11 protein-coding genes and 3 rRNA genes are annotated in these 16676 nt (G+C 66.7%); 4 read left to right on the top strand and 10 right to left on the bottom strand.

The genetic code is table 11. The annotated features are described in order from the left end of the window. Positions 1 to 27: 27 nt before the first annotated feature. The 6 genes from recN to A3CE_RS58530 all read right to left on the bottom strand — a co-directional run bounded on the left by recN (position 28) and on the right by A3CE_RS58530 (position 5510). Positions 28 to 1806 (bottom strand): DNA repair protein RecN, encoded by a 1779-nt coding sequence (recN, locus tag A3CE_RS0111585; protein WP_020640253.1) that lies wholly within the window; start codon positions 1804 to 1806, stop codon positions 28 to 30. A gap of 100 nt (positions 1807 to 1906) precedes the next feature. After that, on the bottom strand, positions 1907 to 2833 hold the full coding sequence (locus A3CE_RS0111590; RefSeq protein ID WP_020640254.1) for an NAD kinase: 927 nt from the start codon (positions 2831 to 2833) through the stop codon (positions 1907 to 1909). Beyond that, complete coding sequence (locus A3CE_RS0111595) at positions 2830 to 3672, bottom strand: TlyA family RNA methyltransferase (RefSeq protein ID WP_020640255.1); 843 nt, start codon at positions 3670 to 3672, stop codon at positions 2830 to 2832. Before A3CE_RS0111595 ends, A3CE_RS0111590 begins: the two co-directional genes overlap by 4 nt. A 5-nt stretch (positions 3673 to 3677) precedes the next feature. Next, complete coding sequence (locus tag A3CE_RS0111600) at positions 3678 to 3875, bottom strand: hypothetical protein (RefSeq protein WP_020640256.1); 198 nt, start codon at positions 3873 to 3875, stop codon at positions 3678 to 3680. 17 nt (positions 3876 to 3892) lie between these two features. Then, entirely contained in the window at positions 3893 to 4864 is a 972-nt protein-coding gene (locus tag A3CE_RS0111605; RefSeq protein WP_020640257.1) for an HAD-IIA family hydrolase, read from the bottom strand. Further along, positions 4857 to 5510: a tetratricopeptide repeat protein gene (locus tag A3CE_RS58530; protein ID WP_020640258.1), complete on the bottom strand. Its 654-nt coding sequence runs from the start codon at positions 5508 to 5510 to the stop codon at positions 4857 to 4859. Before A3CE_RS58530 ends, A3CE_RS0111605 begins: the two co-directional genes overlap by 8 nt. Between A3CE_RS58530 and A3CE_RS58535 the strand changes: the two genes are divergently transcribed. Further along, positions 5487 to 6974: a hypothetical protein gene (locus A3CE_RS58535; protein WP_245589494.1), complete on the top strand. Its 1488-nt coding sequence runs from the start codon at positions 5487 to 5489 to the stop codon at positions 6972 to 6974. The two genes, A3CE_RS58530 and A3CE_RS58535, sit on opposite strands and share 24 nt — an antisense overlap. Positions 6975 to 7093: 119 nt before the next feature. On the opposite strand, the gene rrf is transcribed toward A3CE_RS58535, so the two are convergent. The 3 genes from rrf to A3CE_RS0111630 form a co-directional block, all read right to left on the bottom strand. Next, a 5S ribosomal RNA gene (gene rrf, locus A3CE_RS0111620) occupies positions 7094 to 7210 on the bottom strand. 67 nt (positions 7211 to 7277) lie between these two features. After that, positions 7278 to 10404, bottom strand: a 23S ribosomal RNA gene (locus A3CE_RS0111625). A gap of 328 nt (positions 10405 to 10732) precedes the next feature. Next, positions 10733 to 12253, bottom strand: a 16S ribosomal RNA gene (locus A3CE_RS0111630). The 16S, 23S and 5S rRNA genes sit together here, the layout of an rRNA operon. Positions 12254 to 12701: 448 nt before the next feature. Here A3CE_RS0111630 and A3CE_RS0111635 point away from each other — a divergent pair. The 3 genes from A3CE_RS0111635 to A3CE_RS0111645 all read left to right on the top strand — a co-directional run bounded on the left by A3CE_RS0111635 (position 12702) and on the right by A3CE_RS0111645 (position 15116). After that, positions 12702 to 13505 (top strand): alpha/beta fold hydrolase, encoded by an 804-nt coding sequence (locus A3CE_RS0111635; RefSeq protein ID WP_020640260.1) that lies wholly within the window; start codon positions 12702 to 12704, stop codon positions 13503 to 13505. Then, positions 13502 to 14263, top strand: coding sequence for an SDR family oxidoreductase (locus A3CE_RS0111640; protein WP_020640261.1), 762 nt, complete (start codon positions 13502 to 13504; stop codon positions 14261 to 14263). The genes A3CE_RS0111635 and A3CE_RS0111640 overlap by 4 nt, the downstream gene beginning before the upstream one ends. A gap of 73 nt (positions 14264 to 14336) precedes the next feature. Beyond that, complete coding sequence (locus A3CE_RS0111645) at positions 14337 to 15116, top strand: heparin lyase I family protein (RefSeq protein ID WP_020640262.1); 780 nt, start codon at positions 14337 to 14339, stop codon at positions 15114 to 15116. Here the strand turns inward: A3CE_RS0111645 and A3CE_RS0111650 are convergent. Continuing rightward, positions 15095 to 16657 carry an IS1634 family transposase gene (locus A3CE_RS0111650; RefSeq protein WP_020640263.1) on the bottom strand — a complete coding sequence of 521 codons (1563 nt, stop codon included), beginning with the start codon at positions 16655 to 16657 and terminating at the stop codon, positions 15095 to 15097. The genes A3CE_RS0111645 and A3CE_RS0111650 overlap by 22 nt on opposite strands. Positions 16658 to 16676 lie beyond the last annotated feature (19 nt).

Genomic DNA, 16676 nt, shown 5'->3' on the forward strand with positions numbered 1-16676 from the left:
GCCTGCGAAGACTATTTCCGCCTGCGCCTACTTCTTCTTGGCGCGCTTCCGCTTCGGCTCGAACTCGGCCTTGTCCTTCTCCGCCGTGGCGAGCAGCTCCTCCGCGTGCGCCCGGCCCGTCTCGTTGTCCATACCGGCGAGCATCCGAGCCAGCTCGGAGACCCGGTCGGTCTGGCTCAGGTTCTTCACGCCGCTTCGCGTGACCCCGCCGCTGTGGCCCTTGTCCACCACCAGGTGCTGGTCGGCGAACGCCGCGACCTGCGGCAGGTGCGTGACAACGAGGACCTGGTGGGTGCGGGCCAGCCGGGCCAGCCGCCGTCCGATCTCGACCGCCGCGCGGCCGCCGACACCGGCGTCGACCTCGTCGAACACCAGCGTCTGGACCGTGTCCGCGTGCGCGAGGACCACCTCGATGGCCAGCATCACCCGCGACAGCTCACCGCCCGAGGCGGCCTTGTGGACCGGCAGCGGCGGCGCGCCGTCGTGGGCGCGCAGCAGCAGCTCGACGTCGTCGACGCCCTCCGCGCCCGCGTGCACCGCGCGGCCGTCGATGGTCAGGGCGTGCGTGTCACCGTGCTCGGCCGGGCGCTGCTCGACCGTCACCTCGATCGCGGCCTGGCCCATCGCCAGCCCGGACAGCTCGCGGGTGATTTCGGCGGCCAGCTCGGCCGCCGCCTTGTCCCGAGCGGCCGACACGTCGGCGGCGTGCGCCGCGAGCTGCACCGCGAGCTGGTCGCGCCGGATGGCGAGCTCGGCGAGCGCCTCCTCCGACGTGTCCATGGTTTCCAGCCGGCGCCGGGCGTCGTCGGCCCAGGCGAGCACGCCGTCGACGTCCGCCGCGTACTTGCGGGTCAGCCGCTTGAGGTCGGCCTGGCGGGCCAGGACCTTCTCCAGCAGCGCCGGGTCGGCGTCCAGCGTCTCGACGTAGTTGCCCAGCTCGGCGCCGACGTCGGCGAGCAGCACCGACGCCTCCTCCAGGCGGGGCGCCAGCTCGCGCAGCACGGCGTCTTCGGACGTCGACAGCCGCCGCAGCGCTTCGGAGACCAGCATGGCCGCGCCCGGGACGTCCTGGTCGCCGTCCGGCGACCCCGACACCGCGACATGCGCCTCGGTGGCGGCCGCGCGCAGCTCGTCGACCGCCGCGAGCCGCTTGATCTGCTCGGTGAGCTCGACGTCCTCACCCGGTTCCGGCGCGACGGCGTCGATCTCGGTGAGGCCGTGCTTGAGCAGGTCGGCCTGCTGCGCCATCTCCCGCGAGCGGGTCGACCGCTCGGTCAGCTCGGCGATCACCGCCAGCCACTCGGACCGGATCTCCTGGTACGCCCTGAGGGGCTTCGCAATGACATGGCCGGCGAACCGGTCGATCACCGCGCGCTGCTCGGCCGGGCGCAGCAGCCGCAGCTGGTCGTTCTGCCCGTGCACCGCGATCAGCTGCTCGGACAGCTCCGCCAGCACCCCGACGGGCACGGACCGGCCACCCAGGTGGGCCCGGGACCGCCCGTCGACGGCGATCGCGCGCAGCGCGATCACGCTGCCGTCCTCGTCCACGTCCGCGCCCGAATCGGTGACGATCCGCTCCGCGCCTTCGACGCCGGAGTAGGTGAACCGTCCCTCCACGAACGCCTTGAGCATTCCCGTCCGGACCTTGGACACCTCGGCGCGGCCCCCGGACAGCAGGTGCAGCCCGGTGACGACCATGGTCTTTCCCGCACCCGTCTCACCGGTCACGACGGTGAAGCCCGCGTGCAGTTCCAGCAGGGCGTCCTCGATGACTCCGAGGCCCTGGATGCGCATCTCGGCCAGCACGCCGCCTACCGTAGCGGCCACCACCGACACTCTGCGCGCGCGGGAGCCCGGCGAGTCGCCGATATGTTCGAATTAAGCGCTCAACGGGTTACTCAACGGGTTACTCGACGGGGCGCGCGTGCCGCTCGCGCCAGCTCTTCACCGGCAGCGAAAACTTCTGGACCAGCCGATCGGTGAAGGGGCCGTCCCACAACCGCACCAGGCGCACCGGGATCTTGCCGCAGGTCACGCGCACCCGCGCGCCCGGCTCCAGGTCGATGGGCCGGGTCCCGTCGCAGGTCAGGACCGCGGACGAGCCGTCGGGGTCGATCCCGACGGTGATCACCGAGTCGCGGGAAACGACGAGCGGGCGCGAGAACATCGCGTGCGCGTTGCTCGGCACGACCAGCAGCGCCTGGACGTCCGGCCAGATGATCGGGCCGCCCGCCGAGAACGCGTACGCCGTCGAACCGGTCGGTGTGGCGCACAGCACACCGTCGCAGCCGAACGCGGACACCGGACGGCCGTCGACCTCGATCAGCGCGTCCAGGACCCGTTCGCGGGTGCTCTTCTCCACGCTGGCTTCGTTGAGCGCCCAGGTGCGGGCGACCTCTTCGCCGTCGTGGGTGACCGTGACGTCGATGGTCATCCGCTCTTCGACCTGGTAGTCGCCGTCGACGACGCGCTGCACGGTGTCGGCCAGCGCGTCCGAGTCGGCCTCGGCGAGGAAGCCGACGCGCCCGAGGTTCACACCGAGCACGGGCACCCCGGCGGGGCGCGCGACCTCGGCCGCGCGCAGCAGCGTGCCGTCGCCGCCGAGGACGAAGACCAGCTCCACGCCTTCGGCGGGGTTGTCGTCCGCGGCGACGACGGTGCACCTCGACCCGGCACCGTGCTCGTCCGGGTTGATCAGCGCACAGACGTCTTCCTCGATCACCCGGATCCGGATGCCTGCCTTGGCGAAGCGCGCCGAAACCTCGCGCGCGGCTTCACCCGTCGCTTCACGATCGGGATGCACCATGAGGAGCACTTCACGTTCGGTGGTCATGCGGGCCCTTCCTCGACGGCGGTTCGGACGAGCCGCTCGGCCTCAGACCTGTCTACCGTGTCCACTGTGGACTCGGCCACATGTTCTTCAGTGACACGGACTTTCTTCAGCCAGACGAAATATTCGACGTTCCCGGACGGCCCGGGCAGCGGGCTGGCGGTCACCCCACGCAGCGCGAGCCCGAGCTTCGCGGCCTCGTCGATGACGGTGAGCACCGATTCGGCGCGCAGTTCCGGGTCGCGGACCACGCCACCGCTGCCGAGGCGGTCCTTGCCGACCTCGAACTGCGGTTTCACCATCGGCACCAGATCGGCGCCGTCGCGCGCGCAGGCGGCGAGCGCGGGCAGCACGAGTTTGAGGGAGATGAACGAAAGGTCGCCGACGACGAGGTCGACTTGCCCGCCGAGGTCGTCGGGCGTGAGGTTGCGGACGTTGGTGCGATCCATGACCACTACACGTTCGTCGGTGCGAATCCGCCAGTCGAGCAGGCCACGGCCCACGTCGGCGGCGATCACGGTCGCGGCGCCGTTCCGGAGCAGGACGTCGGTGAAGCCACCGGTGGACGCGCCGGCGTCGAGGCAGCGCTTGCCCTCGACGCTGAGGCCCGTGAACGCTTCCAGGGCACCGAGGAGCTTGTGCGCGCCGCGGGACGCCCAGCCGGGGTCGTCCTCGTGCTTGACGACGATGGGCGCGTCGGATTCCACGCCGGTGGCGGGTTTGGCCGCGACCATGCCGCGGACGGTGACCTTGCCGCCGGTGATCAGGGCCGACGCCTGCTCGCGCGACCGCGCGAGGCCGCGCCGAACCAGTTCCGCGTCGAGGCGGGCCCGCTTGGGCACGCCGATCAGACCTTGTCGATGCTGGACAGGGCGACCGTCAGCTCGGTGTGCACGGCGTCGAAGCGCTCGACGTGCTCCGCGAGCGGCAGCGAGTCGAGGTCGTCCAGCCCGGCGACGGCTTCGTCGATGCCGGCGCGCGGGTCGGTCTGCGGCGAGAACGAGCCGGGCGGCGGGCCCGGGACGGGATAGGGATGGTCCTGCACAGTGCAAACGGTATCAGTCAGGACAGACCGAGCCGCGCCTTGGCGTCTTCGTCCGGCTCGGTGACGCCCGTCTCCCACGCCGTGTGGCAGAGCGCGCGGAGCAGATCGAGGTCGTTGCCATCCCCGGTCGCGGTCAGCACGCCGTCCTGGGTGGTGACGGACCAGCCCGGGCGCGGCCCGATCCGCAGGTCCTCCGGGTTGCTGGTGAGCGCGGTGAGGTCGTCGGCGAGGTACGTCCCCCGCTCGGCCGGAATCGCCTCGATCAGCTGTTTCGGCGTCGCGACACCGGACAGGACGACCAGGGAGTCGATGCCCGCGGCGACCGCGCCGGCGATGTCGGTGTCGAGCCGGTCGCCGACGACCAGCGGCCGTTCCGCGCCGGCCGACCGCGCCGCGGTCTCGAACAGCAACGGCTCCGGCTTCCCGGCGACCAGCGGTTCGACGTCGGTGGCGGTGCGCAGCGCGGCGACCATCGAGCCGTTGCCGGGCAGCAGGCCGCGCTCGCTGGGCAGCGTCGCGTCGACGTTGCAGGCCACCCACAACGCGCCGGCGCGGATGGCGAGGCAAGCCTCGGCCAGCGCGGCCCACGTGTTGTCGGGCGAGTGCCCCTGCACGACGGCCCGGACGTCGTCGCCGTTCTCCCGCACCGGCTCGAGCCCCGCCTGGGCGACCTCGGCGGCCAGCGATTCGGTGCCGACGACGAGGACCTCGGCGCCGGGCTCGAGCCGCTCCTTCAGCAGGACGACGCCGGCCTGGGCGCTGGTGTGCACCTCACCGATCTCGGCGGCCATGCCGAGCTCGGTGAGGTGCGCGACGACCTCGTCAGGCGCCTTGGAGGCGTTGTTCGTGACGAACCGGACGGGCGTGCCGTGCTCCCGCGCGGCCCGCACCGTCTCCGGGGCGCCCGGGATCACCCGGGTGCCGTGGTAGACGGTGCCGTCGAGGTCGAACAGGACCGCGTCGTAGGCCGCGAGGAGTGCGTCACTCATCGGTCGCTTCGGTGTCCTTCTCCTCGGCGTCCTTGTTTTCGGTGTCCTTGTTTTCGGTGTCCTTGTCTTCGTTCGCCAGGTCCGCGGCCCGCTCGGCGGCGTCGGTCTCGTCCTCGGCGTCGGCCTCGGCGGCGTTGAGGAACCAGCGGACGGCCTCCTCCTTGCGCCCGGCGGCCACCAGGTTGTCGGCGTAGGCGTAGAAGAGCCGCGCGCTCCACGGGTCGCGCTTCTCCGGCTTGAGGTCGTCACCCTGCAGCGACACCACGGCGGCGTCGATCTGCCCGAGGTCCCGCCGGGCGCCGGCCGCGACGATCGCGAGCTCGATCTGAGTCGCCTTCGCCAGCTTCGCGGTGTCGACCTCCTTCGCGAGGTCGAGGGCCCGCTCGGGGCGCCCGAGCGCACGCTCGGCGTCGGCGATGATCGCGATGTGGTCGTCGGTGCGGGTCATCCGCCGGACGGCCCGCAGTTCGGAGAGAGCCTCCGACCAGTTGCCGGACTGGTAGGCGACCAGGCCGAGCGCTTCGCGGACGATCGGGACCCGCGAGGCCTTGGCCTTGGCGTACTTGGCGTGCTCGAGGGCGGCCTCGGGATCGCTGTCGATCAGGCCGCCGGCGGCGACGAGGTGCTTCCCGACGGTCTCCGCCAACCCCTTCGGCAGGGTCCGCAGCTCGCGGCGGGCCTCCTCGTCGAGGTCGGAGAACTCGATGTCCTCGGGCAGTTCGGGCGCTTCGAGGAGCTCCTTGGCGAGGGCCTCGTCGTCGAGCGGGGCACCGACCCGGGGACGCGGGTCGCGGCGCGGCCGCTCGTCCCGGCGGTCCTTGCGGTCCCCGTGGTCCCGAGGAGTGGAACGGCTGTCGTCCCGGCGCTGGTAGCTGCCGGCGGAGCGCTCGTTCCGGCTGTCGCGGCTGTCGGTGCCACGGTCGCCACGCTCGTCCCGGCTGCCGCGGTCGTCGGAGCGGAAGCCGCCCGAGCGGGTGCCGCGGTCGTCGTCGCGACGCTGGTAGCCACCGCGGTCGCCGCGCGAGTCGTCACGACGGTCGCTTCCACCGCGGCCGCGGTCGTCCGAGCGGAAACCACCCGTCCGGGCACCCCGGTCATCATCGTCACGCCGCTGGTAACCACCGCGGTCATCGGAACGGGAACTGCTCGGCCGGGCCCCACGGTCGTCATCGCGCCGCTGGTAACCACCACGCGAATCACTTCCGCCGCGCCCACGGTCGTCGGAACGGGAACCACTCGGCCGCGCACCGCGGTCATCGTCGCGCCGCTGGTAACCACCACGCGAATCACTTCCGCCACGCCCGCGATCGTCGGAACGGGAACTGCTCGGCCGGGCCCCACGGTCGTCATCACGGCGCTGGTAACCACCACGCGAATCACTTCCGCCACGGCCACGGTCGTCCGAGCGGAAACCACCCGTCCGGGCACCGCGGTCGTCGTCACGCCGCTGATAGCCGCCACGGTCGCCGCGCGAATCGCTTCCGCCGCGCCCGCGATCGTCCGAGCGGAAACCGCCCGGCCGCGCGCCACGGTCATCGTCCCGGCGCTGGTAGCCGCCACGGCCGCGGTCGTCGTCGCGGCGGCCGGAACCGCCGCGGTCCTCCCAGCGTGGTTTGCGGTCGCCGTAGGCGGACTTGCCCTGCGGACGGCCGCCACCCGGCCGGCCACCGCGGTCGTCGCTACCGCGGCCGGACCGGCTGTCCGAGTTCTCGTACCGGCCACCGGAACGGTTGCCGCCGCGATCCTCGTCGCGGCCGCCGCCGGAACGGCTGGGACCGTCGGAATACCGGCTGCCACCGCCCGGCCGGCCACCGGCGTCGCGGTTGCCGTAGCCGCCGCGGCGGTCGTCGCGGTCACCGAAGTTGCGGCCGCTGTCACGGCCCTGACCTGCGGTTCCTCCGCGCTGGTCGCGGTCGCGGGGACCGTCGCCGCTGCGGAAGGGCTTGCCGCCACCACGGACACCGTGGTCGTCACGGCGAGGCCGTCCCTGGTGACTGTCGCGGCCGCCGCGGTCCTGCCGCGCTCCGCGCCGGTCTCCTCGTGGTGCGTCCGACCGGCTCCGGGAGCCTTCGTCCCGGCGTGCCGACCGGCCGGACCCATCATCCGCTGAGTCTCGTCGACCGATCTCGGACACCTGGCCTCCTGCCTGGAAAAATCTTGTTCTGGACATACGCGTACGGCCCGCTAGGGCAGCCAACTGGCTATCCTAACGGGCCGTACGGAAGGTAAGTTCGGCGGTGTCCTACTCTCCCACAACCCTTCGGTTGCAGTACCATCGGCGCTGTCAGGCTTAGCTTCCGGGTTCGGAATGGGACCGGGCGTTTCCCTGACGCTAAAACCACCGAAACACTCCGAAACAACACACCCTCTGGGGTGGTGTTTCAGAACCGTAGAGTGGATGCGCAACATCTTCGTAGGCAAGTCCTCGGCCTATTAGTACCAGTCAACTCGACAACACATTACTGTGCTTCCATTTCTGGCCTATCAACCCAATGGTCTGTTGGGGGCCTTAACCCACAAAGGGGTGGGATACCTCATCTTGGAACAGGCTTCCCGCTTAGATGCCTTCAGCGGTTATCCCTTCCGAACGTGGCCAACCAGCCATGCCCTTGGCAGAACAACTGGCACACCAGAGGTTCGTCCGTCCCGGTCCTCTCGTACTAGGGACAGCCTTCCTCAAGTATCCTACGCGCGCGGCGGATAGGGACCGAACTGTCTCACGACGTTCTAAACCCAGCTCGCGTGCCGCTTTAATGGGCGAACAGCCCAACCCTTGGGACCTACTCCGGCCCCAGGATGCGACGAGCCGACATCGAGGTGCCAAACCATGCCGTCGATATGGACTCTTGGGCAAGATCAGCCTGTTATCCCCGGGGTACCTTTTATCCGTTGAGCGACACCCCTTCCACCAGGAGGTGCCGGATCACTAGTCCCGACTTTCGTCCCTGCTCGACATGTCTGTCTCACAGTCAAGCTCCCTTGTGCACTTGCACTCAACACCTGATTGCCAACCAGGCTGAGGGAACCTTTGGGCGCCTCCGTTACTCTTTAGGAGGCAACCGCCCCAGTTAAACTACCCATCAGGCACTGTCCCTGAACCAGATCATGGCCCGAGGTTCAGATTCCCAATTCGACCAGAGTGGTATTTCAACAACGACTCCACAACAACTAGCGTTGCCGCTTCACAGTCTCCCACCTATCCTACACAAGCCGAACCGAAAACCAATACCAAACTATAGTAAAGGTCCCGGGGTCTTTCCGTCCTGCCGCGCGTAACGAGCATCTTTACTCGTAGTGCAATTTCGCCGGGCCTGTGGTTGAGACAGCCGGAAAGTCGTTACGCCATTCGTGCAGGTCGGAACTTACCCGACAAGGAATTTCGCTACCTTAGGATGGTTATAGTTACCACCGCCGTTTACTGGCGCTTAAATTCTCAGCTTCACCCCCGAAGGGATTAACCGGTCCTCTTAACGTTCCAGCACCGGGCAGGCGTCAGTCCATATACATCGTCTTGCGACTTCGCATGGACCTGTGTTTTTAGTAAACAGTCGCTTTCCGCTGGTCTCTGCGGCCACCCACCCCTAGCCCGTAAAGGACTTCAGGATGTTTGGCCCCCCTTCTCCCGAAGTTACGGGGGCATTTTGCCGAGTTCCTTAACCACAGTTCACCCGATCGCCTTGGTATTCTCTACCTGACCACCTGTGTTGGTTTGGGGTACGGGCCGTGCATGCACTCACTAGAGGCTTTTCTCGGCAGCATAGGATCACTCTACTTCACCTCAAACGGCTACGCATCACGTCTCAGCCTCATGAAACACGGATTTGCCTATGTTCCGGCCTACACGCTTACACCAGGACAACCATCGCCTGGCGGAGCTACCTTCCTGCGTCACCCCATCGCTTGACTACTACGAAATCAGATCCCACGCTCCACACACAAACCTCCATCCGAAGACTTCAGCTCATGGCTTTGGGTGGTTAGTATCAAACGCCTCGTCATGGGCGCACATGCTCGGGTACGGGAATATCAACCCGTTGTCCATCGACTACGCCTGTCGGCCTCGCCTTAGGTCCCGACTTACCCTGGGCGGATTAGCCTGGCCCAGGAACCCTTGGTCATCCGGCGGCAGAGTTTCTCACTCTGCATTCGCTACTCATGCCTGCATTCTCACTCCCACACCCTCCACGACTGGCTTCCGCCGCCGCTTCCCCGGATGCAGGACGCTCCCCTACCCATCCACACCACTAGACAAGGACTTCAAGAGTCCAAGCCGATGTATTGCATGAATGACACAGCTTCGGCGGTGTGCTTAAGCCCCGCTACATTGTCGGCGCAGGACCACTTGACCAGTGAGCTATTACGCACTCTTTCAAGGGTGGCTGCTTCTAAGCCAACCTCCTGGTTGTCTGGGCAATCCCACATCCTTTCCCACTGAGCACACACTTAGGGGCCTTAGCTGGTGTTCTGGGCTGTTTCCCTCTCGACGACGAAGCTTATCCCCCGCCGTCTCACTGCCGTACTCTAACACCACGGTATTCGGAGTTTGGTTGATTTCGGTAACCCGGTAAGGCCCCTAGACCATCCAGTAGCTCTACCCCCGTGGAGAAACATACGACGCTGCACCTAAATGCATTTCGGGGAGAACCAGCTATCACGGAGTTTGATTGGCCTTTCACCCCTACCCACAGCTCATCCCCTCAGTTTTCAACCTAAGTGGGTTCGGGCCTCCACGACGTCTTACCGTCGCTTCACCCTGGCCATGGGTAGATCACTCCGCTTCGGGTCTAGACCACGCGACTACAGACGCCCTATTCAGACTCGCTTTCGCTACGGCTACCCCACACGGGTTAACCTCGCCACGCAGCACTAACTCGCAGGCTCATTCTTCAAAAGGCACGCCATCACCCAACAAAGCAGGCTCTGACGGCTTGTAGGCACACGGTTTCAGGTACTCTTTCACTCCCCTCCCGGGGTACTTTTCATCTTTCCCTCACGGTACTAGTCCGCTATCGGTCTTCAGGAAGTATTTAGGCTTACCGGGTGGTCCCGGCAGATTCACAGCAAATTCCACGAGCTCGCTGCTACTCGGGAACACCACCAAGGTCCTTGAAACTGGTTTTCGCGTACGGGGCTCTCACCCACTCCGGCCCGCCATCCCAAGCGGTTCCACTAACCAGCACAACAACCCGAAGAGATGTCAGTCTCCTCAAGGCGGGTCCCACAACACCGACCACACAACCCCTGACAGGTATCACATGCAATCGGTTTAGCCTCTTCCGCTTTCGCTCGCCACTACTCACGGAATCACGGTTGTTTTCTCTTCCTGCGGGTACTGAGATGTTTCACTTCCCCGCGTTCCCTCCACACACCCTATATATTCAGGTGCGGGTAACACCACATCACTGGTGCTGGGTTTCCCCATTCGGAAATCCTCGGATCACAGCTCGGTTGACAGCTCCCCGAGGCTTATCGCAGCCTCCTACGTCCTTCATCGGCTCCTGAAGCCAAGACATCCACCATGTGCCCTTAACAACTTGACCACAAAGATGCTCGCATCCACTCTACAGTTCTCAAACACCACACCAGAAACAAACTACGTTTCAGGGCTGTGTAAGCCCTGAGGCGTGTTGCCTCAGGACCCAACAGTGTGCACAGCGAACAACCCACCACCCAGCTCCACGACCGGGGTTCCACGCGAAGCAAGCTCCGCAGTACTAGCCGGCGGTATCACAACCGCGGTGAGCCATAACCAGTAGTTCCACGATTCCTTGAGCAACCGGAACAAGCACACATTCGGCACTTGAGTCCCAGCCACCCCACCAGGTTGATCCGGGTATCCCGGCCTGATGGATGTGTTGTGCTCCTTAGAAAGGAGGTGATCCAGCCGCACCTTCCGGTACGGCTACCTTGTTACGACTTCGTCCCAATCGCCAGTCCCACCTTCGACCACTCCCTCCCCTTACGAGGTTGGGCCATGGGCTTCGGGTGTTACCGACTTTCATGACGTGACGGGCGGTGTGTACAAGGCCCGGGAACGTATTCACCGCAGCGTTGCTGATCTGCGATTACTAGCGACTCCGACTTCACGCAGTCGAGTTGCAGACTGCGATCCGAACTGAGACCGGCTTTAAGGGATTCGCTCCACCTCGCGGTATCGCAGCCCTCTGTACCAGCCATTGTAGCATGTGTGAAGCCCTGGACATAAGGGGCATGATGACTTGACGTCATCCCCACCTTCCTCCGAGTTGACCCCGGCAGTCTCCCACGAGTCCCCGCCATAACGCGCTGGCAACGTAGGATAAGGGTTGCGCTCGTTGCGGGACTTAACCCAACATCTCACGACACGAGCTGACGACAGCCATGCACCACCTGTACACCAACCACAAGGGAAGCCCCATCTCTGAGGATGTCTGGCGCATGTCAAGCCCAGGTAAGGTTCTTCGCGTTGCATCGAATTAATCCACATGCTCCGCCGCTTGTGCGGGCCCCCGTCAATTCCTTTGAGTTTTAGCCTTGCGGCCGTACTCCCCAGGCGGGGTGCTTAATGCGTTAGCTACGGCACGGACAACGTGGATGTCGCCCACACCTAGCACCCACCGTTTACAGCGTGGACTACCAGGGTATCTAATCCTGTTCGCTCCCCACGCTTTCGCTCCTCAGCGTCAGTATCGGCCCAGAGACCCGCCTTCGCCACCGGTGTTCCTCCTGATATCTGCGCATTTCACCGCTACACCAGGAATTCCAGTCTCCCCTACCGAACTCAAGTCTGCCCGTATCGACCGCACGCTCCACGTTAAGCGTGGAGATTTCACGGCCGACGCGACAAACCGCCTACGAGCTCTTTACGCCCAATAAATCCGGACAACGCTCGCACCCTACGTATTACCGCGGCTGCTGGCACGTAGTTAGCCGGTGCTTCTTATCCAGGTACCGTCACTTGCGCTTCGTCCCTGGCGAAAGAGGTTTACAACCCGAAGGCCGTCATCCCTCACGCGGCGTCGCTGCATCAGGCTTTCGCCCATTGTGCAATATTCCCCACTGCTGCCTCCCGTAGGAGTCTGGGCCGTGTCTCAGTCCCAGTGTGGCCGGTCACCCTCTCAGGCCGGCTACCCGTCGTCGCCTTGGTAGGCCACTACCCCACCAACAAGCTGATAGGCCGCGGGTTCATCCTGCACCGCCAGAACTTTCAACAACCCCCCATGCGAGAAGTTGTGATATCCGGTATTAGACCCCGTTTCCAAGGCTTATCCCAGAGTGCAGGGCAGATTACCCACGTGTTACTCACCCGTTCGCCACTCATCACCACCCGAAAGCGGATCAGCGTTCGACTTGCATGTGTTAAGCACGCCGCCAGCGTTCGTCCTGAGCCAGGATCAAACTCTCCAACAATGAACAGTTTAATCGAGGCAAATTAATGCTCTCAAAGGAACCTCATACGAGGTTTCAAAACATAAGCTCTACTGGCTTAGTTCACTAGCACACTGTTGAGTTCTCAAGCAACACACCACGACCAACCCCAGACCCAAGGCCCAGCGTCACCCGAAGCGGGTTATTCCTAGCAGTTTTTGGTGGGACACCCACTCAATCGCTGTCCGCGAGAGCTTGGTTCGTGTCCCTGTCGCTCGGTCTCCCTGGCGACGAAGAGAAGATTACATGCTCGAAAACGGCCCGCAACAGGGGGGTCGGTTAACAAGATCAGCGCAGGTCAGACCCCATGACGAAGCCCGCCTGAGGCTCAGTCTGCCCCGAACCGGCCGCGAGCGCCACCGAAAGAACATTGCTCCGAGTACATTGCGCCGTATTGCTCCGCGTCAAAGCCCCGCCTAGCGTCGGCCGCATGACACTCGCCCACGACGACCTCGGACCGCGGACGGGACGACCGGTCCTCCTCGTCCACGGCCACCCCTTCGACCGCTCGATGTGGCGTCCCCAGGCCGGGCGACTGGCGGCGGACGGCTACCGCGTCGTCACCCCTGACCTTCGCGGCTATGGCGAGTCAAAGAGCGGTGAGTCCCCCACAGGGGACACGAAGACCGGCCTCGACATCTTCGCGAAGGATCTCGTCGAGCTGACGGACCGCCTGGGACTGGAGCGGTTCGTTCTCGGCGGCCTCTCCATGGGCGGCCAGATCGTCATGCAGCTCGTCGCCGACCACCCCGGCCGCGTGGAGGCTCTCCTGCTCGCCGACACCTTCGCGGGTCTGGACACGCCCCCGGCCAAGCAGGCGCGCTACGACACCGCCGACCGGATCACCGGGGAAGGCATGGAGAGCTACGCCAAGGAGCTCCTCCCCAAGATGATCTCGAAGCAGACCCGCGAGACCAGGCCCGACGTCGAAGCGCACGTCAGGAAGATGATGCGCAACGCGCCGAAGGAAGGCGCCGCGGCCGCGCTCAGGGGACGCGCCGAACGCCCGGACTACACGAACGGCCTCGGAGACATCCGAGTCCCCACCCTGGTGGTCGTCGGCAGTGAGGACGAGTTCACCCCGGTCGCCGACGCCGAGCTGATCCACCGGAAGGTGCGGGGTTCCACCCTGGTGGTGATCGAGGGCGCGGGCCACCTGCCTAACCTGGAGCGCGAGACCGAGTTCGACGAGGCACTCAGCACCTTCCTGAACGACAGCGGAGTTCACCCATGACCCAGCAGACCGTGTTCGTGACCGGCGCGAGCGCCGGCTTCGGTGACGCCATCGCTCGCCGGTTCGTCGCCGAGGGCGCCCGCGTGATCGCCGTCGCCCGTAGTGAGGACAAGCTCGAGAAGCTGGCCGGCGAGCTCGGCGACGCCGTCCTCCCGGTGAAGCTCGACGTCAGCGACCCCGAAGCCGTCAAAACCGTCATCGGCGATCTCGCCGAAAACTGGCGAGAGGTCGACGTCCTGGTCAACAACGCCGGCCTGGCCAAGGGCCTGGAGCCCGCGCACAAGGCCGACCTCCAGGACTGGGACGAGATGATCGCGACCAACGTCCGCGGCCTCACGCACGTCACGCGCGCGCTGCTCCCGGGCATGGTGGAGCGCGGCCGCGGTCACGTGCTCAACCTCGGCTCGATCGCCGGCACCTACCCCTACCCCGGCGGCAACGTCTACGGCGCGACCAAGGCGTTCGTCCACCAGTTCAGCCTCAACCTGCGCAGCGACCTGCACGGCACCGGCGTGCGCGTCACCAACATCGAGCCCGGCATGGTCGGCGGCACGGACTTCTCGAAGGTCCGCTTCGACGGCGACCAGGCCAAGGCGGACAAGGTCTACGAGGGCACGACCCCGCTGACGGCCGAGGACGTCGCCGAGTCCGTCTACTGGGCGGCGAGCCAGCCGGAGCACGTGAACATCAACGTCATCGAGCTGATGCCGGTCGTGCAAAGTTTTTCCCCGTTGCAGATCTTCCGCGACAACTCTTGACCACCCGCGCCGGGACAGGCAGCATCGGGTCACCGCCGTCGTTCGAAAGCACGTCCGAACTTCGGAGGTACCCATGGATTCCCTGTCCCGGCGCACGGTTCTGGCCGGTCTCGGCGCCCTCGCCACCATCCCGCTCGTCGGCACCGGCACGGCCACCGCGGCCCCGGCCGGCGTCATCTGGGACGGCGACCCGGCGCGCGGCACGGCGGTCTTCGACGGGCTGGAGAAGGCGCCCGGCAGCATCACCGTCGTCAACGACGCGACGTACGGCAAGTGCTTCCGGTACGAGACCTGGGACAACGCCGACGGCACCAAGGAACGCTGCGAAAGCCGGGGCCTGCGGCTGCCGGACGGCAGCGTCTACCGCCCCGGCGCCGGCACACTCGGCCAGGTCCAGTACCTCGGCTGGCGGGCGAAGTGGAACGTGAACCCCCGGGCGGGCAAGTGGATCGCGGTCTACCAGTTCCACATCTCCGGGGAGAGCAGTTCGCAGGCCCAGTCCGGGCCGTTCGTGCTGCGCACGCTCGGCGACGGCAAGCTGTACTTCCAGCTGACCGGGCCGAGCGGCGCGAACAAGCACATCTGGTCGGCCGACTTCCCGGTCAACACCTGGAACACCTTCGCCATCGGCTACCAGATGTCCCGGGGCAACGACGGCTGGTGCGAGTTCTACTTCAACGGCAAGCAGCAGACGTTCTCGAACGGCCAGACCCGCTACCCGGGCCCGACGCTGTGGGGCGACCACGTCAACCACAAGTGGGGCGTCTACCGCTCCGGCGGCAACAGCGGCCACGCGACGGCCCTGCTCAACCACGCCAAGCTCGGCCACACCTACGCGGACGTCGCCGCCTGACCCAGCGCGAAGAGGTCGAACAGCGCCCGCTGCGCGGGGTCGAGCTCGGTGAGCACGCGCTTCGTACGCGGCCGCCCGCCGGTGGACGGGTACCGCAGCACCAGCTCGCCGATGCCGGCGAGCTGGTCCAGCAGCTCACGCACCGACAGGTTCATCCCCGCCCGGTCCGCCTCGCGCCGCATCAGGTGGGTCACCGTCGCGGCGAGCACCGAGACCAGGCCGTGCGCCGCGATGCGCTGCCGCGTCCACTCCCAGCGCGGGGTCGGGCCGGTGACGGCGGGCCCGGTGAGCCAGCCGAACGTCGATTCGAGGTGGGTGCGCGCCCGGTAGGCGGTGACCACATCCCCGATGGGCCAGTCCCGGTCGGTGACCAGCACCTGCTTGCCGAAGAACTCCTCGTCCAGCCGAGCCAACGCGGACGAATCGATCCGGCGTTCCACCCGGATCTCGCCGGGCCGGTTGCCGCTCAGGACGGCGGTGAGCACGCGCTCGATGCGCCGGCCGCGCGTCACCCGGCCGATCTCGGCGTGCACCTGGGCGCGGTCGCCGCGGTGGGTGCCCGCGGCCAGGGCCTCGGCCAGGCCGTCGAGCTCCCGGGTCGCGGTGGCCAGCTCGTCGGCGAACGCGCGGGACTGTGCCGCGTGCAGCGTCGCCGAGTGGGTCAGGATCACCCGCCGCCGGACGCCGTCGACGACCGCGTGTGTGTCGAGCGCCGTGAGGCCGGCGAACCGTTCGGGATCGACGCGCTTGCGCGCGGACGTGGGCTGGGTCAGCAGCTCGGGGTGGTCGGTCAGCGGCAGTGACCCCACGAAGCCGCTGCGCGAGCCCAGGTCGAGCTGGGCCGCATGGCCCGCGTGGAAGACGAGCGTGGCCGGCCCCAGCCCCGCCATGACCGAAGCGAACGTCGGCGCCGTGCCGTCGTCGCGCCGGTAGAGCCGCGACGCCAGGGGGATGGCGCCGTCGCGCGTCACCCGCAGGCCGACCCCGGCGAGCACGCCCCGGCACGCCGACGGCAGCGTGCAGTCGGCCGGGGCGAACGCGGCGAACTGCGGGACGTCGACGGCGAGCGCCGCGTGGTCGTCGACGATGGCCAGGACGGCGGCGGCGACGGTCTCCTCGATACCCGCGATGCGTTCGGCGGTGAGGCGTTCGAGGGCCCGCCACAGCCCCGCCACCGTGGCCATCCGGGGCCGGACGAGATCCGCGGCCGCCCCGGACGCCCACCACTCGCCGATCGGCGTCTCGGGAGCGGTCGCGCGGTGCAGCACCGCGACGGCGAGGGTCATCCCCAGGCCGGGTTTCGATCGCACGACGTCGTCGACACGGCGGACGAAATCCAGGCGCGAAAGCGTCGCCCACACCGCGGCGACGTCGCCGTAAGTTCGATACGAAGCCGCCGCGGGTTCGCCGCCCGGGACGGCGCGCGCGATCTCGTCGGCCGTGCCGAGGTAACGCTGGGTCACCACCCGCGGCTTGCCGTCGACCCGGGCGGACTCCGCCAGGTAGTAGTAAGTCCGTCCGCCGATCTTCTTCCCGACCACCGATGCCACCCTTTAGGTA

The sequence above is a fragment of the Amycolatopsis balhimycina FH 1894 genome (genome assembly GCF_000384295.1).
Taxonomy (GTDB): domain Bacteria; phylum Actinomycetota; class Actinomycetes; order Mycobacteriales; family Pseudonocardiaceae; genus Amycolatopsis; species Amycolatopsis balhimycina.